Source organism: Micromonospora sp. NPDC049051, assembly GCF_043197575.1.
Taxonomy (GTDB): domain Bacteria; phylum Actinomycetota; class Actinomycetes; order Mycobacteriales; family Micromonosporaceae; genus Micromonospora.
Genome location: NZ_JBICTL010000005.1, coordinates 88,148 through 110,800, shown reverse-complemented (window position 1 = coordinate 110,800; position 22,653 = coordinate 88,148). Strand labels below are relative to the sequence as shown.

The window sequence follows — 22,653 nt, the reverse complement described above, 5'->3', positions numbered from 1 at the left end:
GACCCGGCGGCGGCGCCCCAGTGCACGAATCACGAAGGGAGTACAGCGCGTGAAACTCTATCGACGGCTCACCGCCGGCCTCGCCACCGCCCTCATGGCGGCCGGTCTGGCACTGGCGGCACCCGCCCTCACCCGACCGGCGTCGGCAGCCTCGTTGACCCAGGTCACCAACTTCGGCGACAACCCGGGCGGCATGCTGATGCACATCTACGTGCCCGACGTACGCCCGGCCGATCCGGCGATCGTGGTCGCCATGCACGGCTGCGGCGGCTCCGGCCCGGCCTTCCATTCGAGCAGCGAGTTCGCCTCGGTGGCCGACCGGCACGGCTTCATCGTCATCTATCCGAGCGCGACCCAGCAGGCCGGCTTCGGAAACTGCTTCGACACCTGGTCGGAGGCGGCCAAGCAGCGCGGCGGCGGCAGTGATCCGGTCTCGATCATCTCGATGGTGACCTACGCCCAGCGGCAGTACGGCGGTGACCCGAACCGGGTCTACGCCACCGGCAGCTCGTCCGGCGGCATGATGACCAACCACATGCTCGCCCTCTACCCGGACGTGTTCAAGGCCGGCGCCGCCTTCATGGGCGTGCCCTTCAACTGCTTCGCCAACGCGGCCGACTACCCGCCAGGAGCCAGCAGGTGCACCGGCGGAAGCATGGACCGCACCCCGCAGCAGTGGGGCGACGCGGTGCGGCAGGCCTATCCCGGCTACAGCGGCGTCCGACCCCGGGTGCAACTGTGGCACGGCACCAACGACACCCTCGTGCCGTACCAGTTGCTGCAGGAGTCGATCGAGCAGTGGACCGACGTGTTCGGCCTCAGCCAGACGCCGACGTCCACGGACACCCCACAGCCCGGCTGGAACCGCCGTCGCTACGCCAGCGCCTCCGGAGTCGCGGTCGAGGCGTACAGCATCCAGGGGGCCGGCCACAGCCTTCCCTCGGGCGGTATGGCCGCGGCCGCGATCGCGTTCTTCGGCATCACCGGACCGCCGCCGACCACCTCGCCCCCGGCCACCACCGCGCCGCCGACGAGCCCGCCGCCCAGCGGCGCCTGCTCGGCAAGCTACCGGCAGGTCGGCTCCTGGCCGGGCGGCTTCCAGGGCGAGGTCACCGTCCACGCCGGGACCACGGCCCTCAACGGCTGGACCGTCGGCATGGGCTTCCCCGGTGGCACCGCCGTGACCCAACTGTGGAACGGCACGCTCTCCGGCGCCGGATCGAACTACGCCGTCAGGAACGTCTCCTGGAACGGCGCGGTCGGCGCCAACGGCTCCACCGTCTTCGGCTTCCTCGCCAGTGGGTCGGGCGCAGCCCCGACCCTCACGTGCGCCAGCCCCTGACCGGCCGGCCGTGACGAGGGCACGCCCGGCGGTCACGACGCTCGTCCCGCCGGCGGCCCCGCCGTTCCGGCCGGTCGCCACCGACCGGCGCCCCCGACCCATTCCCACAAGGAGAACACATGTCCGGACCAAGGAGATGGCTGGCCGCCGTCCTGGGCGCCGTGGCGGTCGCGGCCGCCGTCGGCGGCGGTGTGGTCACACCACGACCGGCGCAGGCGCTGGACAACGGCGTCGCCCGCACACCGCCGATGGGCTGGAACACCTGGAACACCTTCGGCTGCAACATCAACGAGACACTCATCCGCCAGACGGCCGACGCGATCGTCGCCAACGGGCTGCGCGACCTCGGGTACAGGTACGTCGTCGTCGACGACTGCTGGTTCAACCCGGACCGGGACGCCCAGGGCAACCTGCAAGCCCACCCGCAGCGCTTTCCGAGCGGGATGAAGGCCCTCGGCGACTACCTGCACGCACGCGGTCTGCTGTTCGGCATCTACCAGGCGCCGCTCGACCAGACCTGCGCCCAGTACTTCGACGCCTTTCCCGGCTCCACCGGCAGCCTCGGCCACGAGTACCAGGACGCCCGACAGTTCGCCGCCTGGGGCGTGGACTACCTGAAGTACGACTGGTGCTCCCCCACCGGCACCATCAACGACCAGGTCGCCAGGTTCGGCATCATGCGCGACGCCCTGGCGGCCACCGGCCGGCCGATCGTCTACAGCATCAACCCGAACAGCATCCACGAGAAGACCGGGCCGCAGCGCGACTGGAGCGACGTGGCAAACCTCTGGCGGACCACCGAGGACATCACCAACGCGTGGAACACCGGCCAGAGCAACGGCTACCCGATGGGCATCCAGAACATCGTCGACGTCAACGTGCCGCTGGCCGGCTACGCCGCACCGGGCGGTTTCAACGACCCGGACATGCTGGAGGTCGGCAACGGCGGCATGACCGACACCGAGATGCGCAGCCACTTCGCGCTCTGGTCGATCATGTCGGCGCCGCTCATGATGGGCAACGACCTGCGTTCGCCCAGTTCGGCCACGATGGCCATCCTCAAGAACCAGAACCTGGTCGCCGTCAACCAGGACCCGCTCGGCCTCCAGGCCGTCCAGGTCACCCACGACGGCACCCGGCGTGTCCTGGCCAAGCGGCTGGCCAACGGAGATGTCGCGGTCGCGCTGCTCAACCAGGGCGGCACGACCACGACGATCTCCACGACCGCGGCGGCGATCGGCAAGACCGGCAACTCGTTCACCCTCCTCGACGCGTGGACGAACGGCACCTCGACGACGGCCGGAGGCATCTCTGCGAGCGTTCCGGCGCACGGCACCGTGGTGTACCGGGTCAGCGGCGGCGGCACCACCAACCCCCCGCCCCCCACCACGTTCCGGCTCCGCAGCGAGTCAGCCGGTCGGTGCCTCGACCTGGACAACTCCCAGACGGCCAACGGCACCGGAACCCTGATCTGGGACTGCCACGGCAACCCCAACCAGCAGATCAGTCAGAACGGCCAGACGCTGCGGATCCTCGGCAAGTGCCTGGACGTCCCGACGAACGCCACCAACGGCACCCGGGTGCAGATCTGGGACTGCAACGGCGGCACCAACCAGCAATGGACGTCGAACGGCAACGGCACCGTCAGCAACGTCCGCTTCCCGTCGCTCTGTCTCGACGTCAACAACGGCGGCACGGCCAACGGCACGGCGGTCATCCTCTGGTCCTGCCACGGCAACACCAACCAGCGGTGGAGCCGGGTGTGACCGCGACCGTCGACCACCGCTGGACAATCCTGGGGAGCACGTCGTGAAACTGGAAGTTGCGCCACGGGCCCGCAAAGGGCTCCGCCGCTCGATCGCCGCCATCGCGAGCCTCGCCTGCGCGGTCGCCCTGCTGCCGGGCACCGCACAGGCCGACAACCCGATCGTCCAGAACATCTACACCGCCGATCCGGCACCGATCGTGCACAACGGCCGGGTCTACGTCTACACCGGACACGACGAGGACGGGTCGACGTACTTCACGATGCGGGAGTGGCGGGTGTACTCGTCCGCCGACATGGTCAACTGGACCGATCACGGCGTACCCATGAGCCTCGCGACCTTCGCCTGGGCGGACGCGAACGCGTGGGCCGGCCACGTCGTACCCCGCAACGGGAAGTTCTACTGGTACGTGCCGGTGCGCCAGCGCTCGAACGGGCAGATGGTCATCGGAGTCGGCGTGGCGGAGAGCCCGACCGGTCCGTTCCGGGACGCGCTCGGTCGTCCACTGGTCGGCAACGGCGAGATCGACCCGCACGCCCTCATCGACGACAACGGGCAGGCGTATCTGTACTGGGGCAACCCGAACCTGTGGTACGTCCGGCTCAACCCCGACATGATCTCGTTCTCCGGCGGCCCGACGCAGATCCCACTCACGACCGCCGGTTTCGGCACCCGCACCGGCAACCCCAGCCGCCCGACCCTCTATGAGGAAGGCCCCTGGGTCTACAAGCGCAACGGCCTCTACTACAACGTGTTCGCGGCCCAGTGCTGCTCCGAATTCATCGCCTACTCGACCGCGCCCGGTCCCACGGGACCGTGGACGTACCGCGGGACCGTCATGCCCAGGCAGGGCAGCAGCTTCACCAACCACCCCGGTGTCATCGACTTCAACGGCGGGTCGTACTTCTTCTACCACAACGGCGCGCTGCCCGGCGGTGGCGGCTACACCCGCTCCGTCGCCGTGGAGCGGTTCACCTACAACTCCGACGGCACCCTTCCCACGATCAACATGACCACTGCCGGCCCTCCCCAGGTCGGCACGCTCAACCCGTACGTCCGGCAGGAAGCCGAGACCATCGCCTGGGGCTCCGGCATCGAGACCGAGCCGTCCAGCGAGGGCGGCGTGAACGTCGGATACATCGAGAACGGCGACCACATCAAGGTGAGGGGCGTCGCCTTCGGGTCCGGTGCCACGTCCTTCACCGCACGGGTCGCCTCCAACACCGGTGGCGGTCGGATCGAACTGCGACTGGACGGTACGAACGGCCCGATCGTCGGCACCTGCACCGTGGGCGGCACCGGAGGCTGGCAGAACTGGACGAGCACCACCTGCGCGGTGGGCGGGGCCACCGGTACGCGCGACCTCTACCTGCGCTTCACCGGCGGCAGCGGCTACCTGTTCAACGTGAACTGGTGGCAGTTCGGCGGTGGCGGCGCGGTGCCGTCGCACGGATGATCACCGAGCCGGGCCGGACGCCACGGGGTTGCGCGCCGGGTGGCGACGCCACGGCGGACGGGTCGCGACGTCACCGCGTCGCGCCGCCGACCCCGCTCGCCCGGTCGTGGGCCGGCTGACCGGCCGGACGGTCCCAGAACGGGTCGTCGCCGTCGTCGTCGGTGATCCGGGCCCGGGCCGCCAACGCCTGCCGCCGAGCCCGGCGGCGGGCCACGGCTGCGCCCAGCGCGCGGACCGGAGGCGGCAGCAGGTACGCCAGGAGCACCACGACGGCCAGGCCGACCGCGACCCAGGTCAGCACCCGGCTCAGCGTCCCCAGGCCGCTGGACGGCGTCTCGACCTCGGCGTTCACGCCCACTCCGCCGGGCAGCGGTGTCGTGACGGCGGCGACCGGGTCGACCAGGCGCTGGGCGGCGGTGTCCCGCACCTGCCTGGTCACGTCGGCGGCGTGCAGCGTGGGGTGGGCCGAGCGGACCAGGGCGACGGTGCCGGCCACGAAAGCGGCCGCGTACTCGGCGCCGGTGCCGGTGCGACCGATGCTCGCCACGTCGACGCCGGGCGCCAGCAGGTCGACCGCGTCGTCGGGCTGGTTCCCGGCCGGTTGCCGGTCGGCTCCGAGGGCACCGACCCGCAGCAGGCCGTCCATCGGGGCGACGCCGGCCGTCGCCGGCACCACCACCACGACGTTGCGCCCGATCGCGTCGCTGACGGCGGCGCGGATCGCGGGGTCGGTGGCGTCGACGCCGGCGTCGATCAGGACGACCTGGGCGCCGGACCCGGTGGCGACGTCGACGGCGGTCGCCGCGGTGCGGGCCCCGGTCCCCGCCCTGATCGGCACGATGCGGGCCGCCGGGGCCACGCCGAAGTTCCTGCCGTCGGCGCCGTCGTCGCCGGCGACGATTCCCGCCAGGGCGGTGCCGGCGCCCTCGCAGCCGGTGTCGGCGCGGCCGGTGCCGGCGGCGACGTCGGTGCCCGTGGAGACCCGGCCGGCCAGTTCGGGGGCCGAGCCGTCCACGCCGGAGCCGATCACCGCGACCCTGACGCCCGAGCCGTCCGCCTCGGGCCAGGCCCGGTTCGGCGCCAGCAGGGTCTGGCCCCACGCGGCCGTGGCCGCGACGGCTTCCTCGCGGGGGCAGGCCGAGGACTTCCCGTCGGCCGTCGGGAGCGGGCCGTGGCGCAGCCCGGTGCCCACCGCGTCCCACGGCAGGACCAGGTGCCAGCCGGCCCGCAGGCGACTCGGGTCCGAGAGGCGACCGCCGTCCGGCTGGACGCGGCCCGCGTTGAGGTCGAGGATCTCCCCCGCCCGGCCGGCGTCGCCGAGGAAGCGGGCCGAGATCTCCCAGAGGTTCTCGGGCGCGCCCTGGTAGGAGGAGGTCACGGTGTAATAGAACTGGTTGGCGGCGGCGCCCGGCGGCGGGGCCGCCCCGGCGGGGACCGTGACCACGCCGGTCACGGCGGCCACCAGCGTGGCCGTCAGTACGGCTCGACGGAGCATCATCGTCCTCGGCACCTCATCAGTCGAACTTCTTGACGAGCGCCCACTCGTGGTCGTCGCCGGAGCTGCACGGAAAGAGCGTCAGCGGCGCCTTGGGGTCCGCGTTGCCCTGGCTGGGGATGTCGAGGCACATGCCGGACTTCGTGGCACGCAGCCAGTAGTACTGCAACCCGCCGGAGTCGCGCTTCGGCTCCAGCCGGAAGTACTGGTTGTCGTGGTCGCGGCACTCGTACTGCTGCACGGCGGTGTTGGCCTCGACCTTCCCGCTGCCGGGGAGATCGATGCAGAGCCGGTCGTCGATGTTGCGGATCCAGTACAGCTGGTAGCCACCGGAGCTGTCGACGCCGCGCGGCTCGAACGTCCACTGCTGGTTGTCGTCCCGGTTCCTGGCGCACTCGAACTGGCCCACCGGGCCCTCGGACCGGCCCGGACCGAAGTTCGGCACGTCGACGCAGACCTTGTAACGGAGGTTGTAGATGAAGTACGGCCCGTAGCTGTTGCCCGGCCCGTCGCCCGCGACCGCCTTGACCGGCGGCTGGTCGCCCTGCGGGGCCTTGGTGCCGGCGGCCGGGTCCGGGGTCGGGGTGGCGGACGCCGCCGGCTTGTCGACGGGGAGGGCCCTGGGCGCCTGGAGGCGCGTGTCCTTGGCGTACTCCGCCTGCGTCTTCGCCACGATCTCGGCGAGCGGGGTGGCGCGCTCGCGGTCACCGGTGAAGGCGGCCAGGGCTGCCGGGTACTGGCCGCCGGACTTCTCGACCAGCTTGCACATCGTGCGGCCGAGCGCGGGGATCGCGACCGACGGGTCCCACGGCGTACGCTTCGCGGCCGACTTCCCGGTGGTCGTCCAGACCCGGGGCAGGAACTGCGCGATGCCCTGTTCGCCGGCGGGACCGAGCTTGTCGGGGTCGAAGCCGGACGTCGCCATGATCTGCGCCGCGATCCGGTCCGGCGGCATCTCGGGGCAGACCTTCCCGGCGGCGGTGACGGCGGCCACGTACGGCTCGGGCACCGGGACCACCGCGCCGCCGACGGCCGGGCCCGTGCTGGCCGGGGCCGCCGGAACGCCGCCGAAGGCGGGTTGCAGGGCGTACCAGCTGGCGTACCGGTCGACGGCGTCCACGTAGTCGCGCGCCCCGGACGGGACGGCGCCGGCCGCGATCACCTGGTCCATGCCGAGCCGGTGCGCCGCCAGCGCGACCCGCCAGGGGTCCTCGTCGATCTTCAGCGCCCGGGACTGGCCGACCAGCTGGCACATGCCGTGCGCGAGGGCCGTGATGCCGGCCTCGCGGTCGGACGGGTCGGCACCGGTCCACGGCGCGTACCTCTGCCACTGCTCGGGGGTCAGCGCCGCGACCCCGGTCGCACCGCCCTTGCGCATCTCGGCCACCGGCTCGTCGCGGAAGTTGGAGGCGACCATGACCTGACCGGCCAGCCGGGCCGGGGTGAGCGCCGGGCAGGAGGACGCCGCGCGTACGAGGATCCGCACGTCCGACGCGGCGACCCGGTTGCCCTCCAGCGGCTCGGCCGCGTTGGCCACCTGCCGCGCCGCGAACGCGCCGGCCCCGAGCAGGACGACCAGGGCCAGGGCGATGCCCAGGACCACCGGGCGACGCAACTTCGGCATCCCGAACATCTGGTACCGCTTTCCTTCCATCAGTCGGTGAACACCCGTGCGAGCACCTCGTCCTCGGTGGGTACGTCGACGCGGTCGGCCCAGCGCAGGGTGCCGACCACCGCGTCGAACAGCAGGACGATCGCCTGCACCAGCTCGTCCTCGACGTCGCCGTCGGTCAGCACGGTGAAGCTCAGCAGTCCCCAGACCCCGGGGGCGTCGGGGGCTGCCACGTAGTAGTTGACCCGCACGGACGGTGCCGTACGCCCGATGCGGTCGCTCTCGATGACCGTGCGGACCCGGGCGGCCGGGCAGCCGCCGACATCCAGGAGCATCCCCTCGGCACCGGCGTCGGCGACGATCGAGTCCAGCAGCGCCTTCGGGTCCTGCGGGTCGTCCGGGTCCTCGATGACGGTCAGCACCAGCGTGCCGGGCAGGCGTACGCCGTTGAACTCCGCCAGCGGCATCACGACCGCCCGCGCACCCTGCCGGCCGGCCTCGTCGGTCGCCTCGGTGAGTTCCCGGCGCAGCATCCGCCGCCACGGGCCCGCCTTGTCCCGGGGCAGCGAGTCGGGCAGGTGGTGCCGGATGATCTCGTCGATGATCCGGGTCCGGAGCCGGGCCGTCTCGGGAGTGGTGGGGATGTGCACCCAACCGTCGGGCACGGCGAGCTGAAAATCGATCACGAGAGTGCCCGCCCGGCCGAGAGGTCGAACCGCAGCTCGGCACTCTGTCCGGCGATCATGTGCATCAGCGCCTCGATCCCGTGGCCGATCGCCGCCATCTGCTCCAGGCCGAAGACCCGGGTCCGGAGCAGGACGTCCACGTCGACGTCCGCCTCCAGGCGCAGCGCCGCGTCGAGGCGGCCGTACGCCCCCTCCTCCTCGGAGCCGGCCAGCGCGAACACCCGGACGCCGTCACCGCGCTCGGTGCTCACGTAGTCCACCGTCGGCTCCCGGACGTCCCCGTCGAGCCCTTCGGCGCCGACCTCGGCCAACAGGTAGGCCGGGTCGTCGGCGCGGGCCCGCAGGAACTCGGCGACGACGAGCAGGGGCATCCAGCGCACCTTCTCGCCGGTGAACGCCGCGCCCCAGAGCAGGCGGGAGTTGCCGGCCAGGGCGTCGGCGCGCGCCAGCAGGTCGTGCGCCACCGCCTCGCCCAGTTCGCCGGCCGTGAAGGGGAACTCCTCCGGGGCGTCGGCGGGCCAGTCGGCGCGCGCGGCGGCGACCTTCTCGCCCGCCCAGGCGTCGACGAGGCCCGCCACGTACCCGGTCCACCGCTGCCGCTGCGTGTCGTCGCGCCCGGCGGCCGGCACCCAGTCCCAGAACCACGACACCTCGACGTCGGGCTCACTCGTCATCGTCCTGGCCTCCGACGTCGTCGATCACCTCGGTCTGGCGGCCACCCGCGAAGGCCAGGCCGGCGCCGATGCTGAAGAAGATGTTCGACCCGGCCCAGATCAACCACACCGGCTTGAGCTTCGCGCCCCCGGTGAAGAGGCCGACGAGGTCCTTGAAGCCGCTGATGCCCAGGAGCTTGGACTTGAAGTCGAAGACGAACTGGCGGAAGTTGCCGGTCCTGAAGAGGTTCGCCCAGACCGACCCGGCGCCCTTGAGGTTGGCCCAGTCCAGGCTGAAGAACCCTGGTCGGGGGGCCGAGGTGATGATCTGCCCCCAGTTGGGCAGCGGGATCGGGCCGCCCGGTCCCCAGACGCCCGGCTTGAACTTGAACGACCCCAGCAGCTTCGTGACGTTCCCGATCTGCTTGCCGAACTTGGCGAGGGCGAGGCCGACGCCGCCGAGGAAGAGCGCGAACGCCCCGAAGGCGACGTCGAGCGCGGTCCCCTCCCCGTACGCCAGCAGCACGCTGTCCGCTATCAGCGCGACGGCGCCGGCGGCTATGCCGGCGATCACGAGCAGGTTCACCCCGGGCAGCAGGAGGGCGAACGCGGTCAGGATCATGCCGAGGATCCCGAAGACCTTGCTGATGATGCTGAAGACGGCCTTGATCTTGTCGCTCGTGGAGTCGGTCAGGCCGTCGTCGTACCGGTTGCAGTTGACCGCGTCGCCGAAGCGCTTGCCGGCCACGTCGAGGGCGTCCAGCGCGCCCGTCAGCCGGTTCTTCGCGGCGGTCAGCTGCGCCGCCGCCTCGTCCTTGGCGCGCTGCTTGTCGGCGCCCTTCTGCTGCTCCTCCGGCCCGATCGTGCCGTCGGGGCCCTCCTGCGGGTCCGGCATGGCCTTCGCCCGGGACTCGGCGTGCTCCGCCTCGCCCTCGTCGCGCTGGGCGGCGGCGACCTCGGTCTTGGCGCGTTCGAGTTCGGGCTCGTACCTGCCGATCTCGGTGGCGACGTCCTCGTACCGCACGGCCGCCTTGGCGAGCTTGTCCTTGATCTTCTCGGCGTCCTCCTTGAGCGGCTCGACGTACTTGCCCCGCAGCCCGTCGCTGCCCGCGTCGACGATCTTGGCGAGCTTGGCGATCGCGTCGTCGATGGTGGTGGCGATGTGCGCGTACCGCTTCTGGGCCGCGTGGATCTCCTCGGTGTCGGCCCGGCTGAGGGTCTTCAGCCGCCCGTCGCTCACGGCTGCTTCTTCCTGAGGGACTCGGCCAACTGGCGCTCCGCGTCGGCCCAGTTCTCCTCGGCCGCCTCGATCTTCCCGCGGAACTCCTTCATCGCCTTGACCATCTTGTCCCGGCGGTGGACCCAGTTGTGGGCGAAGTCGCCCATCGACAGGTTGGCGTTGTGCTGCCCCCACTGGCCCTTGTAGTCGTTCTGGAAGTCCAGCGCCCCCTCGAACTGGCTGATCAGTTCGTTCAGGTCCCGGACCAGACCCGCCAGGTCCTTCACCACGATGTCGGCCATCACATCACCGTTCCCTCTCGGGTTCCGCCTCGAGCAGAGGTATCTGGACGGTCTGGAGTTCGCCGTCGCCCAGGTGCACCCGGGCGACGCCGGGCACCACCCGGTCGGCCAGCGCGGCCCGGCCCAGGCGGACCCCGACCAGGTCGCCCGCGCTGAGCGTCGGCGGGGACAGCAGCGCGCCGCGCCGGTTCTTCTTGACCTCGACCTGCCAGCCGGAGAAGCCCATGGCCACCGACGCGACGTCACCGGCGATGACGACCGCCCGCCGGCTCCCGGCGGCGCGGCGTACCAGCTGGCGCAGCCAGTCCCGGGCGGGCACGTCCCGCCACACCTCGGCGTCGTCGACCAGCAGGGCGACGGGGCCGTCGCCGGGGTCGACGAGGGCGGCGAACTCCTCCTCGGCCGGGCTGTCGCCGGTGAGGACCCCCCGGACGCCGGAGCGGCCGTCGAGGTCCCGCAGCGGCGACCGCATCGGGGCGCCGATGACCAGCTCGGTGCCGTAGCGCAGCAGCGACTCCGCCATCACGGCGAGCGCGGTGCTGCGCCCGGACCGGGATGGACCGGCGATCAGGAAGGTCGGCTGATCGCCGAGCAGGTCGGCGCCCACCGGCTCCAGTTCGTCGCCGCCGACGCCCAGCAGCGCCCACATCGGAGCCGGCGTGCCGACGAACTCCCACGCCTGGTCGAGCGTCAACCTGCTGGGCAGCACCGCGATCCGGGCGGGACGCTGCGCCTTCGGCACCGCCGCCTCGCGCTCGGTCAGCGTCGCGGCGAGCGCGTGCATCGCGGCGACCTGGGCCGGGCCCGCCGGGTCGGCGGCCACCAGGGCGACCTGCACCTCGATCGCGCTGACCGCGCGGTAGCCGCGCCCCGGCGGCATGCTCTCCGGGATCTTGCGGGGGTTCAGCCCGGCCAGGGTGGCGTCGGTGCGGTCCGAGAGTCGCAACACCAGCTTGTCCTCGCACAGGGAGCTGATCCGGCCGCTGAGCAGCATGTGGTCACCGGCCACGACCAGGTGTACGCCGGCGCTGGCGCCCTCCCGCATCAGGGTGTGCACGAGGTCGGTCAGCGCCCCGCCGTCGTGTTCGCTGAGGGTGCCCATGAACCCCTCCCAGCGGTCGAGCAGCAGGAGGATGTGCGGCAGGCGCTTGTCGGCGGGGCTGGCCGCGCGCTGTTCGGTCAGGTCGGCGAACCCGCCCTCGCCCAGTACGCGCTGGCGGCGCAGCACCTCCGCGTGCAGGCGGTGCAGCAGGCGGCTGGCGCGCTCGGTGTCCGCCCGCTGCACGACCGCCCCGCAGTGCGGGAACCGGGTGATCGGCAGCAGCGCGCCGTTGCCGCAGTCCAGCCCGTACAGGTGCAGGTCCGCCACGCTCGTCGCGGCGGCCGCCGCGGTGGCGATCGTGCGCAGCGCCTGTGACCGGCCCGACCGGGGGGCGCCGACGATGTGCAGGTGGCCGAACGTGGACAGGTCGATGGTCAGCGGCACCTGCTGCTGGGTGCGCGGCAGGTCCTGCACGGCCCAGGCGAACGACGGCTCCCCCCGCCCGTCGCGCAGCGGCTCGGTGGGCAGCTCCACGACCGGCGCGGTCGGCAGCGGCGGCAGCCAGGGGCGCCGCTGCGCCGGCACACCCAGCATGTCGCTCGTCTGCCGGATCGCCGCCACCAGCACCGACAGGTCGGTGGCCTCGTCGGTCTCGGCCGCGGCGCGCGGGCGCTGCGGCACCGGACGGCCCAGGTCGAGCCAGCCCACGGGATGCAGGAACGGCGCGGCCACGGCGTGGGCCGGGTCCTGCTGCGGACGGCGGCCACCGACCCGGCCGGTCTGGAACGGGATGAGCGAGCTGTGACCGAGCCGTGCGTAGGCGCGGCCGGGGTGCGCGGCGGAGATGCTCGCCGCCTCGCGGGCGTCGATGACGTCGGCGCTCTCCCCCGCGTCGGTCACCCGCAGCGCGACCCGCAGGTTGGTGTTGGCCCGGATCTCCGCGGACACCACGCCGGACGGGCGCTGGGTGGCCAGGATCAGGTGGATGCCCAGCGAGCGGCCCCGCTGGGCCACGTTGACCAGGCCGGTCACGAAGTCGGGCAGCTCCCGCGCCATCGAGGCGAACTCGTCGATGACGATGAGCAGGCGCGGGATCGGCTCCGGCACCGGCCGGCGGGTGGCGTAGTCGAGGTAGTCCTCCAGGTCCTTGGCGCCGACCGCGGCGAGCAGGTGCTCGCGGTGGGTCAGCTCCGCGGCGAGCGAGGTGAGGGCGCGCTCGACCAGGTGGGTGTCGAGGTCGGTCACCATGCCGACGGTGTGTGGCAGGTCGACGCAGTCCTTGAACGCGGCGCCGCCCTTGTAGTCGACGAGCACGAAGTTCATGGCGTCGGGGCGGTTCGCGACGGCGAGCGAGGCCACCACCGTCTGGAGGAACTCCGACTTGCCGGAGCCGGTGGTGCCGGCGACGAGGCCGTGCGGTCCGTGGTGGACGAGGTCGAGCGCGAACGGGCCGTCCAGGGTGTAGCCGACCACCGCGCGGGTGCTGCGCGGCGAGGTGGTCCACCGGGCGCTGATCGCGGCCACCGACGGGTCCTGGAGGTTCAGCACCTCGAGCAGGCGCGCGGCGGGCGGCAGCGCGGCCTCGCCGTGGCTGTCGCTCACGTCGCGCACCGGCGCGAGCCGGCGGCCCGTGGTGGCGAACCAGTCGTCGATCACCTCGTCGACCCGGATGCCGTCGATCTGCGCGGCCCGTTGCTGGCGCAGCGTGGTGGGCAGCCCGTCCCCGCCGACGACCACTGTCGTGCACTCCTCCGGCAGGGTGCGCTCGTCGGTGTCGACGCAGATGAAGTAGACGCCGACGGCCGGGCCGGCGAGCAGGATGGAGACGACGCCGGGCAACGCGCGCAGCCGCCGGGCGCCGTCCAGGACGACGACCACGTCGGGGTCGTTCGTCACGGCGTGGGAGCCGGCGTTCAGGCGGGCCTGCCGCCGGGCCTCGATCAGCTCGATCAGCTCGGCGATGCGGCGGGCGCTCGTCTCGGCGTCCGTGCCGAGCAGGGTGAGGGTCTGCTGCCCGAGGGACGGCCGGGTGTGCGGCAGCCAGGCGGCCCACTCCCACAGCGTGCCGCCCGCCGGGTCGGTGAGCACGTAGAGCTGCACGTCACGGGGGCTCTGCATGACGGCGAGCTGCCCGGTCAGCCAGCGGGCCAGGCGACGCGGCCACTCGTCGCGGCCGGCGATGCCGACGACGCCGGCCTGCACGATGGAGAAGGCGACCGGAACGTCGTACAGCAGCCGGGTCTCCACCCGGCGGCCGACGCCCTCCGCCTCGACGCTGATCGCGCTGGGCAGGTCGGCGGTGCCGACCCGGACCACGAGATGGTCGGGATCGGTACGGCGGCGCTCCCAGAGCCGGGCCCGCGGGCCCGTCGCGACGATCAGCAACTCGGCCGGGTCCGGGGCGCTGACGCGGCGGTCGTAGCGCTCCAGCACCAGCGTCTCGCTGATCTCGGCCTCGATCGCGGCGACCCGTTCCTCGTGCTCGGCCAGCTGGCTGCGGTGGCTGCGGCTGCCCTGCCGCCGGGAGGAGTACCAGTTGGCGACGACCATCAGCGGCGACATCGCCGCGAACATCAGGTACATCGGGTTGCGCAGCACGAGCGCCATGACGCCGCCGAACACCGCCGGCACCGCGGCCGCCAGCCAGGGCAGGGCGTTGGTGTGCGGCGCCTTCGGCGCGGCGGGGATGCGGAACTTGTCCGGCCGGATCGGCGGAAGCAGCCGCGGCGGGCGGTTGTAGTCGAGGTACTCGCTCTCCGGCGACGGCTCGACGACCGCGTCGGGGCAGCGCACCGGGTGCGCCTCCAGGATCGTACCGCCGGCGGCGAGCTGTGCCGTCTCCCGCCAGGTGACCTCCTCGCCGGGCAGCGCCTCGCGGTCCAGCAGCAGGTCGTCGGCGAGGCCCCGGACGTGCACCTCGGCGTCGAAGGTGACCCGGACGACGGCCGCCACCGGCGCCACGTCGTCGCCCAGGCGTACGGCGCAGGTCGCCGACGAGCCGACGCGGTGCTCGCCCGGGCCGAGCGACCAGACCCGCCCGGCGCCGACACCGACGACGGCCCGGATCGTCACCAGGCCGCCGGTGGTGTACGGAGCCGGGCCCGGCCCGCCGAGCCACAGCACCGAACCGTCGTGCACACCGCTGGCGGACAGCGGCAGGTCGGGATCGAGCAGCCGGTCGTCGAGGTGGACCAGCCCGGCGTCGGGGACGGGACCGTGCGGGCGGTACGACGGGTCGAGGTTGTCCAGCAGGTTCTTGACGATGTCCCGCACCGGGGTGGCGGGGTCGGCGTCCACGACCACGTCGGCCGACCACGCCTGCGGGGACGCCAGGGTGATCAGCATGCGCACGGCGTACCCCTGATTACTTGTTCAGCGAGCCGGCGAGCTGGGTGTCCATGTCGCGCAGCGCCTGGACGGCCTTGTCGAGCCACTCGGAGAGCTGGTCGAGGGTGTCCATGACCTGGCCGGCGGCGTTGACGAACTCGGTGTGCACCTCGTCGAACCTGCCGGACGCCTGGTCGGTGACGAAGCCTGAGGCGGTCAGGTTGTCCACGATCGACTTGCACTCGGTCAGCCGGGAGTCGATCTCGTTCTTGTTGTTGCGCATCCGGGTCGCGCTGTCCGACATCTCCGTGTAGGTGATGTTGAGGTTCGCCATGGGGTCGTCCCTTCGAATGGTGCGAGCACGAGCTGCCCGCCCGGCCCGCGCTCGGCAACGCGGACCAACGTAGGAACCAGGCGCGGTCACAGTCCAGAGCGGAGTCCCCGTCCTGGGTCCCTGGGCCCAGCGCCCTCGTTGACAGCCGCCGGCGCGCCACCGACGATTCCAGGGCCCGAGAACGAGGAGTGGACGATGACCTGGCTGGGACGTTCCCCCGGTGACCGCCGCTCGCCCGAGCCGGCCGCCCACGAGCGGGCCGGCGCCTGGACGGTCGACCGGGCGGTACGCGTCCTCGCCACCGGGTGCGCCGAGCGGCAGCGCCCCGTCCCCGCGGTCGGCGCCGTGCTCCTGGGCCCGGAGGCCGTCGTACTGCGGTTGACCACCCCCGACGAGGCCCCGCCGCCCGGGTGGACGGCCGGGGACCACGGCCGTACGTGGCAGGCCTCCCTGCGGTGGTTGGCGCACGCGGCGGTGGACGACCGGCTGCCGGACCCGCTCCCGCTGCTCGTGTCGCTCGGCGTGACCGAGGGCGGGCGGCTGCTGCTCAACCTCGCGCGGGCGGACGGGATCGTCGGTGTCGGCGGCGACCTCGCGCTGGCCCACAGCCTCGTCCGGTCGTGGTCGCGGCGGCTCACCACCGGGCCGTGGTCGACCGGCATCCGGGTCGTCCGGGTCGGCTTCGAGCCCGAGCCCGACTTCGCCGGGCTGGACGTGTCGCGGCTGGTCGAGGCGGTGCCCGTGCTGGACGCGCCGGAGGGCGGGGTCCTGCTGTTCGCCGGCCCGCCCGCGGGCCGCGACGCCTACCAGGTCGAACGACTGCTGGCCGAGCCGGTACGACGCTGGTCCGTGGTGGCCGTCGGCGCCGAGGACGCGACCTGGCGGTTCACCATCGGCATGGACGGAACCGTCGACACGGGCATCCTGGCCGACCCGGTGCGGCTGCGCCCGTAACCCTGCCGCGCGCCGCCGGTCGCCTGCCGCCGGTCGCCCGCCGCCGGAATGTTCGGGCAGCGCCGGGGCGTCTGGAGCAGCCGTGTGGAGCGGACGTGAAGCGATCGTGAAGCGATCGTGAAGCGGGCTGCACCAGACTGAGCGTCATGATCACGATTCCCGGGAAGCCGGGGGCGGCCGGTGGCCGGGTACGCATCGCGATCTCCAGCCCGGAGATCCTCGCCCACATCCGCCGCGAGTTCGCCCGTAAGGGCCTGAACGTGGAGATCGACGGCCTGCCCTCGGTCGACGTGGTCGTCACCCCGGGCGGCGGCGCCCCGCCGGCGACGGGTGCGCTCGCCGACGCCCTGAACGGGCTGGCCGGAAAGCGCACCCGGCACCAGGGCCCGGCCACGGCCCGCTACCGCCTGGCGCTGGTACCGCGCGACCGCCGACCGGCCCCCGCGCCCGGCTGCGGACGCGGCCCGGTCGCCGCACCGTCGCGGGCGCACGGGCACCCGCCGCTGTCGCCACGCGAGGCCGAGGTGATGGACTCGATCAGCAGGGGGATGCGCAACGCCGACATCGCCGCGTCGCTGCGGATCCAGCAGAAGACCGTGAAGAACCACGTGAACCGCATCTTCACCAAGCTCGGCGCCCGCACCCGGATCGAGGCGGTGCTGATCTGGCAGCGCGAGCGGGCGTCCGGCTAGATCTCCAGGCCCGCCAGGAAGGCGCGCACCTCGGCCGCCTCCTCGGCGTCCAACTGTTCCAGCCGCGCGAGGGCCCGGCGGGCGAGGTCGGCCGCGCGTACGCCGTCGTCCGGGACCCCGCCCGGAGCGCTCGCCCGCGCCAACCCGAACAGGGCGAGTCCCTCGTGGTAGAGGTCCCCGACGTCCTGGCTGATCCGCAGCGCCTCGCCGAACGACTCCTCGGCCGCGGCCTGCTGCCCGAGGCCGTGCTGCGCCAGCCCGATGTTGATCAGCAGGTTGGCCTCGATGATGTGGTTGTGGGACCGGCGGGCGTACTCCAGGCCCGGCAGCCCGTCCCGCATCGCCTCCTCCCACCGCCCGGTCTCGGCGTTCAGCTCGCAGAGGACGTCGTGCGTCGCCGCCACGTAGTAGTCGATCCCCTCCCGGTACGCGAGCGTCAACGCCTCGCGGGCCGGGCCACGCGCGGCGTCGTACTCCTTCGCCTCGCGCAGCGTCGACGCCAGGTTGCCGAGCAGGCTGATCCGGTGCTTCCAGTCGGCCGGGTCGTCGAGGAGCTCCAGCCCACGGTGCAGCTGCCGCACCGCGACCTCGTTCTGCCCGAGCCGCGAGTACGCGACGCTGCAATGGTTGAACAGGATCGCGCGGGCGACGTGGTTGCCGGCCGCCTCGGCGGAACGCATCGCCACGCGCAGCAGGTCCAGCCACTCCAGCGGCTGGCCCGCCACGTAGAAGTAGTCGAACATCAGGCACGTCAGGTGCCAGGCCGAATCATGCTCCCCGTCGGGGTGCGCGGCCCGGACGAGCGCGACGACGTTCGTCCGTTCCGCCTCGCACCACCGCAGGCGGTCCTGCTGGCCCTCGAACCGGATCGGCGGGACGTCGCTGCGCGGCGGCTCGACGGGCACGTCGCGGCGGGAGCTGCCGCTGCCGCCCCACGTCGACAGCGTGACGCGGTACCAGGCCAGGACCCGCGCCAGGGCGTCGCGCCGCTCGCCCGGCGTCAGCCCGCCGGAGAGTTCGGCGGCGTACACGCGGGTGAGGTCGTGCATGGTGAACCGGTCGCCCTCCTGTTCCAGCAGGCAAAGCGCGCCGAGCCTGCCGAGCAGGACCTCGGCGGACCCCACCGGGAGGCCGAACAGGGCCGCCGCCGTGTGCCGGGTCACGCTCGTGCCGGGGAACACGCCGAGGAGCCGGAACGCCCAGGCCGCGTCCTCGCCGAGCGCGGCGAACGACCAGGACAGCACGGCGCGTACGGAGCAGAGCGGGTCGTCGGCCAGTTGCAGCCCGTCCAGCCGGTGCTGGACGTTCTCGAGCTGACCCACGAGGTCCCCGATGCGCGCGCCCGCCGTCGACACGACCTGCTCGGCCGCGATCTGGAGGGCGAACGGCGACCGGTCGCAGAGCGCCATGAGCCGGCGGGCGGGTTCCGGTTCGGCGCGTACGCGGTCCTCCCCGATCGCCGTGCAGAGCAGGCTCAACGACTCCTGGTCGCTCAGGGCCCCGAGCGGGATCCGGCGCGCGGCGTGCCGGACGGCCAGCCCCGAGAGACGGTTGCGGCTGGTCACGATGACGAAGCAGGTGCCGGCGCCGGGCAGCAGGTCCTCGACCTGGTCGGCGGACTTGGCGTTGTCGAGGACCAGCAGCATGCGCTTGTCGGCCAGCAGGCTGCGCCACAGCGCGACGCGCTCCTCGCGCCCGCTCGGGATGTGCCGGACGCCGACGGAGGCGAGCAACTGGTGCAGGGCGTCGTCGGGCGTCAGGGCGGCGTGCGACGGGTCGAACCCACGGAGGTTGATGTAGATCTGCCCGTCCGGGTAGCCGTCGCGCAGCATGTGCCCGCCGCGTACCGCCAGCGCGGTCTTCCCGATGCCCCCGACGCCCACGATCATGACGATCCGCCGCCGTGGCCCGCCGCCCCCGGTGGAGCTCTGCAACACGGTGAGCAGCTCGGCGGTCCGCCCCACGAAGGCGTCGTTGTCCGGCGGCAGCTGGGCGGGCCGCACCAGCTCCTCGGTCCGGCGCTCGTCGGCCCGGCGCTCGTTTGCCCTGCGCTCGTCGGCCCGACGCTCTTCGGCACGGCGCTCTTCGGTTCGTCGGTCGTCGGTCAGGATCTTGGCGTAGACGTCCTGGATGGCCGGCGACGGGCTGATGCCCAGGTCGGCGGCCAGCGCGCGGCGCAGGTTCTCGTACTGGGCCAGGGCCTCGGCGGTGCGCCCGCTGCGGTGGAGCGCTCTCATGAGGACGCCGCGGAGCCGCTCGTCGAAGGGATGGGCGGGTACCTCGGCGAGCAGCCGGCCCACCATGTCGGGGAGCGCGTCGAAACCGGCGATCTCGGCGTGCTCGACCAGGAGTTGCAGCCGCAGCTCGGCGAAGCGGTCGCGGGCCCGCGCGACGAACGGTCCCGGCACCCCCGCGAGGAGGGTCCCGGCGTTCCACACCGCCAGGGCTTTCTCGTACGCGTGCAGGGCACCCGGGGTGTCACGGGCCGCCCGCGCCCGCTCGGCCAGATCGTGGGCGTGGGCGGCGTCGAAACTGTCCCGGTCGAGCCGCAGGCAGTAGCCGGTACGGTCGCTGGCCAACACGTCCTTCGTCGGCCCGAGCGCCCGGCGCAGCCCGGAGACGTACGTGTGCAGGCTTCCGGCTGCCGTGGCGGGAGCCGACTCGCCCCAGACCCGATCGACGAGTTCGCCCCGGGAAACGGTCTTCCCCGCGCAGAGGGCCAACACGGCGAAGGCGGCGCGCTGCTTGGGCGGGCCGAGTTCGATCTCTTCGCCGTCGACGTGGGCGCGGAGCGGTCCGATGCCCTGAACCCTCAACCTGCCGTCACTCACGCGGCCCTTTCCGTACGGGCCCGCCGTCGTCGTCGCGGCCAACAGGTAACTCCTCGCGGTCGGCGGTCCCGACCCGGACTCCGCGTCGGCGCCGGACGAACCGGACGGCCGTAACGATAGCGGGTCATCGGCGCCGCCCTCACAGGACGGCGGGTCGCGCCGGGCGGCTCACCCAACGAATCTCGACGCCATCCAGCTCGCCACCGCCCAGGTTCTGACCGACGGGTCCGGCACGACACTCATCGCCTTCGTCAGGCTGGACGTGGGGTCCGCCATCGCATGAGAACCACACGTGATCATGCTGCGTCTGCTACGTCATCGCTCTCGCGATGGGATATCCAGGATGGCGTCGCGCGACGAACGCCTCGTACGCCTCCCGATCGTCCGGGTTGGAATCGTCGCCGGACAGACCGGCCTCGAAGGCGGAGACAAGGGTCTCCAGCCATGCCTCGAGGCTGGGGTAACGGATGTAACGGTGATGGTCCTCGGCCTTGAACTCGATGATCTGCCCGGGTGCGCCGCCGGGACCGCCGGCGGTGTCGACGCACAGATGGTCGCCGTAGATGTTGCCCAGGAACGGAACCCAGCCGTCGCCCCACAGACCGGCGAAGTCGTCGTTCTCGACCAGCCAGGCCATGTCGTCGAGGGTGTCGAGAATGGTCCGGGCGGACATCAACGACCACAGGTGCTCCAGGTGGTCGTCGCTGTCGTCGGGCTGGCCGTCCCGCCAGGTCAGCAGCTCCCGCAGCAGGGCGGGAAGTTCGCCGCCGGCACGGCGCGCGATCTCGTCGATGACGTCAGAGGATGCACCGGGTTGCAAGCTCGCGTGGTAAGTGGGCCGGTTGGCCTGGAGCCACCGGTCGAGTCGTGCGATGAGGGGGTGCATCCGGCCAGCCTAGGAGTTTTCCGGACTCGGCTTCGCGATCGATGCCAAGATCCGATCGCGGTCCGCCATGAACCGACCATCGAGTTACGAGACGTCCCTTACGACCTCGTGCACAGTTGCGAATCCTTGGGCATCGATGATCGTTGTTTGTGCCACGGCTGGCGCCACGGTGGCAGGCCCGCCACCGTGACCGGCCGACCGGCAGGGGTTCGTGGTGCGCCCGCCGCCGGGTGGTGGAGCGGACCCTGGCCTGCGCCGGCATGCTCGGCCGCCTCACTTGAGGCGGCCCTGCCACCGCTAACAACGCCGAACCTTCAACACGCCCGACTGACAGACACGCGAAACGCTCTCTCAGCCACCAGTGTTCGGCAGTGCCGCCCACTCCGCACGAATCGCTGTCGCACCGGTCGGGCCGGACTTGTTCACAATCAACGTGAAGCCGTTCTGAGTCACGTACTTGGCGCCCACGTGATAGAACGAGTTGGCGCCGGACGACTGCGACACGAGCACGACGGGAGGCGAGTCGAACGGCGTCTTGAAAGCCACCGGCGTTTCCACGGGATCGGTGCTCGAGCCGACCTGCACGACGCGCTTGCCGGTCTGGATGTCCTGGTTCATTACGTCTCCTGACTCCGTCCATGAGAAAAGCCGCCTCCGGAATGCACCATTGACCTTGTCGACGATTCCGAGGGTGAGGGTCGCACGCCCAGTGGCGTCGCGGAAGAGGCTTATTCCCTCGGGTTCGTGGTACGCGGTCGCGCCGCCAACGGCGCTGATATCCCTCGGGGGGCGCGCGAGCGTGCCGTCAGACCAACGGAACTCCTTGAGAACGTTGTTGGATCCGTCGGAAGCGCCGTACAGCATGAAAAATGTGTCGCCATAGTCGCAGAATCCCTGGAAGCCAGGATTGTTGGGAAACTCCCACGGGACATCGATCGGACCCGCAAGAATGTTGTCGATACCGGCGGTGACCTCGGAAAGCCGTCGCTTGACGAGGACGTCGCCGGCGAAGCCGGTCCGGTTCCCCCGGAACGTCATAAGGTCGTTGTACTCGTCGATAGCGGGGATCGTGTACATCGTCGAGAACTTGTTGATCACCTGTGCGTCGCTGAATGGTCGTGTCGCGCCGGCCGCATACGGGATGCGCACGAGCTGCGAGCCGCCGGTGCGTGTCCACGCGAGCCAGACGTAGAGGGTCGCCCCGTCGTGTTGCAGGGCGAACGACGTGCCGTGACCAGCCTGTGTGAGTCGCATCGAACTCACCAGTGTCCCGTCGGCTCGGTGTCGCGAGACGATGCAATCCGACGGCGTCCCCGCCGGTGCAGCCGTCGGTTCGGAGACATACCAGTCTCCGGTCGACGTATCCTTGACCGCGCACTGTGAAACGGTGCCGAGTGGCGTATCGAGGTCGTTCACGTACGCGGGAGTGGTGAAGATGTTGATGGGATTGAACGGCCCTGCGGCGGCGGCCGCGGTTGCGCCGAGTGCAGGTGAAGTCGCGATCGATAATGGTGCGGCTCCAACGGCGGCAGCGAGCACGCCCCCGGCGCCGAGCCGCAGCGCATTTCTTCGCGACCAGTCGCGACGCTCAGGCATGCGGAATGACCTCCTTCAACGAGAGTGCTGTACGAATGGCTGACAGATCGGGCGGGTTCGCTGTCCTTATAGGATGCCGCGCTTCGCTGCGGACCCGCCGGTGGCAACAAGAGTGACGGCAGCAGTCCCCGCTCCGATGGCAGCCCGACGGCTAAATTTCTCCACTGATTTCAGCTCCGATCTTCTCACCTGCTGGCCCTCTGTGAAGCCGGTCAACCCTTCGACGAAGATGCCCGCTATGAGGGTAGGCGAGCTGAATTCTTTGTGGACCACGCCAGCCTGGTCAAGGTAGTCAGCGATAATGTGCTCGCAATGTACGCACAATGTGCCCACCTCGGGACTGGCCGGTGGCCGCCGATGGCGCTATCCAGGGCCGTGACAGGCGGCCACCTCCGCTCCAACTAATGGAGAGGGATCAGGTGTCGGCGTGCGAAGAACCGTGGCGCCAGTTCCGCGACCA

Annotated in this window: 16 protein-coding genes; 5 read left to right on the top strand and 11 right to left on the bottom strand. The window is 71.8% G+C overall.

Annotated features, from left to right (window positions below; genetic code table 11):
• Nucleotides 1-49: 49 nt before the first annotated feature.
• The 3 genes from ACGFIR_RS21675 to ACGFIR_RS21665 all read left to right on the top strand — a co-directional run bounded on the left by ACGFIR_RS21675 (nt 50) and on the right by ACGFIR_RS21665 (nt 4,564).
• Nucleotides 50-1,342: a PHB depolymerase family esterase gene (locus tag ACGFIR_RS21675; RefSeq protein WP_393146758.1), complete on the top strand. Its 1,293-nt coding sequence runs from the start codon at nt 50-52 to the stop codon at nt 1,340-1,342.
• A gap of 119 nt (nt 1,343-1,461) precedes the next feature.
• Nucleotides 1,462-3,108 carry a glycoside hydrolase family 27 protein gene (locus tag ACGFIR_RS21670; RefSeq protein WP_393146756.1) on the top strand — a complete coding sequence of 549 codons (1,647 nt, stop codon included), beginning with the start codon at nt 1,462-1,464 and terminating at the stop codon, nt 3,106-3,108.
• 43 nt (nt 3,109-3,151) lie between these two features.
• A complete protein-coding gene (locus ACGFIR_RS21665) occupies nt 3,152-4,564 on the top strand; it encodes a glycoside hydrolase family 43 protein (RefSeq protein WP_393146754.1) in 1,413 nt (470 codons plus the stop codon).
• 70 nt (nt 4,565-4,634) lie between these two features.
• On the opposite strand, the gene ACGFIR_RS21660 is transcribed toward ACGFIR_RS21665, so the two are convergent.
• From ACGFIR_RS21660 to ACGFIR_RS21625, 8 genes are read right to left on the bottom strand one after another with little or no spacing between them, the layout of a single operon-like run.
• Nucleotides 4,635-6,062 carry a S8 family serine peptidase gene (locus ACGFIR_RS21660; protein ID WP_393146752.1) on the bottom strand — a complete coding sequence of 476 codons (1,428 nt, stop codon included), beginning with the start codon at nt 6,060-6,062 and terminating at the stop codon, nt 4,635-4,637.
• A 16-nt stretch (nt 6,063-6,078) separates the two neighbouring features.
• Nucleotides 6,079-7,713 (bottom strand): RICIN domain-containing protein, encoded by a 1,635-nt coding sequence (locus ACGFIR_RS21655; protein ID WP_393146750.1) that lies wholly within the window; start codon nt 7,711-7,713, stop codon nt 6,079-6,081.
• Nucleotides 7,713-8,357 carry a hypothetical protein gene (locus ACGFIR_RS21650; protein ID WP_393146748.1) on the bottom strand — a complete coding sequence of 215 codons (645 nt, stop codon included), beginning with the start codon at nt 8,355-8,357 and terminating at the stop codon, nt 7,713-7,715. The genes ACGFIR_RS21655 and ACGFIR_RS21650 overlap by 1 nt, the downstream gene beginning before the upstream one ends.
• Nucleotides 8,354-9,031, bottom strand: coding sequence for a hypothetical protein (locus ACGFIR_RS21645; RefSeq protein WP_393146746.1), 678 nt, complete (start codon nt 9,029-9,031; stop codon nt 8,354-8,356). Before ACGFIR_RS21645 ends, ACGFIR_RS21650 begins: the two co-directional genes overlap by 4 nt.
• Entirely contained in the window at nt 9,021-10,250 is a 1,230-nt protein-coding gene (locus ACGFIR_RS21640; protein WP_393001689.1) for a hypothetical protein, read from the bottom strand. The genes ACGFIR_RS21645 and ACGFIR_RS21640 overlap by 11 nt, the downstream gene beginning before the upstream one ends.
• The gene (locus ACGFIR_RS21635; protein ID WP_393001687.1) at nt 10,247-10,531 is read right to left on the bottom strand and encodes a hypothetical protein; all 285 of its coding nucleotides are present in this window, start codon (nt 10,529-10,531) and stop codon (nt 10,247-10,249) included. The genes ACGFIR_RS21640 and ACGFIR_RS21635 overlap by 4 nt, the downstream gene beginning before the upstream one ends.
• Nucleotides 10,532-10,535: 4 nt before the next feature.
• The gene (locus tag ACGFIR_RS21630) at nt 10,536-14,918 is read right to left on the bottom strand and encodes an FtsK/SpoIIIE domain-containing protein (protein ID WP_393146744.1); all 4,383 of its coding nucleotides are present in this window, start codon (nt 14,916-14,918) and stop codon (nt 10,536-10,538) included.
• A 19-nt stretch (nt 14,919-14,937) separates the two neighbouring features.
• A complete protein-coding gene (locus ACGFIR_RS21625; protein ID WP_393001683.1) occupies nt 14,938-15,234 on the bottom strand; it encodes a WXG100 family type VII secretion target in 297 nt (98 codons plus the stop codon).
• A 195-nt stretch (nt 15,235-15,429) separates the two neighbouring features.
• On the opposite strand from ACGFIR_RS21625, the gene ACGFIR_RS21620 reads away from it, so the two are divergent.
• On the top strand, nt 15,430-16,188 hold the full coding sequence (locus ACGFIR_RS21620; protein WP_393001681.1) for a hypothetical protein: 759 nt from the start codon (nt 15,430-15,432) through the stop codon (nt 16,186-16,188).
• Nucleotides 16,189-16,334: 146 nt separating this feature from the next.
• The gene (locus tag ACGFIR_RS21615; RefSeq protein WP_393001679.1) at nt 16,335-16,880 is read left to right on the top strand and encodes a LuxR C-terminal-related transcriptional regulator; all 546 of its coding nucleotides are present in this window, start codon (nt 16,335-16,337) and stop codon (nt 16,878-16,880) included.
• Here ACGFIR_RS21615 and ACGFIR_RS21610 read toward each other — a convergent pair.
• From ACGFIR_RS21610 to ACGFIR_RS21600, 3 genes are all read right to left on the bottom strand, one after another.
• Nucleotides 16,877-19,711 carry a BTAD domain-containing putative transcriptional regulator gene (locus ACGFIR_RS21610; RefSeq protein WP_393146742.1) on the bottom strand — a complete coding sequence of 945 codons (2,835 nt, stop codon included), beginning with the start codon at nt 19,709-19,711 and terminating at the stop codon, nt 16,877-16,879. The two genes, ACGFIR_RS21615 and ACGFIR_RS21610, sit on opposite strands and share 4 nt — an antisense overlap.
• 310 nt (nt 19,712-20,021) lie before the next feature.
• On the bottom strand, nt 20,022-20,597 hold the full coding sequence (locus ACGFIR_RS21605) for an SMI1/KNR4 family protein (RefSeq protein ID WP_393146740.1): 576 nt from the start codon (nt 20,595-20,597) through the stop codon (nt 20,022-20,024).
• A gap of 351 nt (nt 20,598-20,948) precedes the next feature.
• Nucleotides 20,949-22,193: an H-type lectin domain-containing protein gene (locus ACGFIR_RS21600; protein ID WP_393146738.1), complete on the bottom strand. Its 1,245-nt coding sequence runs from the start codon at nt 22,191-22,193 to the stop codon at nt 20,949-20,951.
• Nucleotides 22,194-22,653 lie beyond the last annotated feature (460 nt).

Coding starts and splice junctions, on each gene's coding strand:
- ACGFIR_RS21670 (WP_393146756.1), top strand. CDS start 1,462: ATGTCCGGACCAAGGAGATGGCTGGCCGCCGTCCTGGGCGCCGTGGCG.
- ACGFIR_RS21660 (WP_393146752.1), bottom strand. CDS start 6,062: ATGATGCTCCGTCGAGCCGTACTGACGGCCACGCTGGTGGCCGCCGTG.
- ACGFIR_RS21655 (WP_393146750.1), bottom strand. CDS start 7,713: ATGGAAGGAAAGCGGTACCAGATGTTCGGGATGCCGAAGTTGCGTCGC.
- ACGFIR_RS21645 (WP_393146746.1), bottom strand. CDS start 9,031: ATGACGAGTGAGCCCGACGTCGAGGTGTCGTGGTTCTGGGACTGGGTG.
- ACGFIR_RS21635 (WP_393001687.1), bottom strand. CDS start 10,531: ATGGCCGACATCGTGGTGAAGGACCTGGCGGGTCTGGTCCGGGACCTG.
- ACGFIR_RS21630 (WP_393146744.1), bottom strand. CDS start 14,918: ATGCTGATCACCCTGGCGTCCCCGCAGGCGTGGTCGGCCGACGTGGTC.
- ACGFIR_RS21625 (WP_393001683.1), bottom strand. CDS start 15,234: ATGGCGAACCTCAACATCACCTACACGGAGATGTCGGACAGCGCGACC.
- ACGFIR_RS21620 (WP_393001681.1), top strand. CDS start 15,430: ATGACCTGGCTGGGACGTTCCCCCGGTGACCGCCGCTCGCCCGAGCCG.
- ACGFIR_RS21615 (WP_393001679.1), top strand. CDS start 16,335: ATGATCACGATTCCCGGGAAGCCGGGGGCGGCCGGTGGCCGGGTACGC.
- ACGFIR_RS21605 (WP_393146740.1), bottom strand. CDS start 20,597: ATGCACCCCCTCATCGCACGACTCGACCGGTGGCTCCAGGCCAACCGG.
- ACGFIR_RS21600 (WP_393146738.1), bottom strand. CDS start 22,193: ATGCCTGAGCGTCGCGACTGGTCGCGAAGAAATGCGCTGCGGCTCGGC.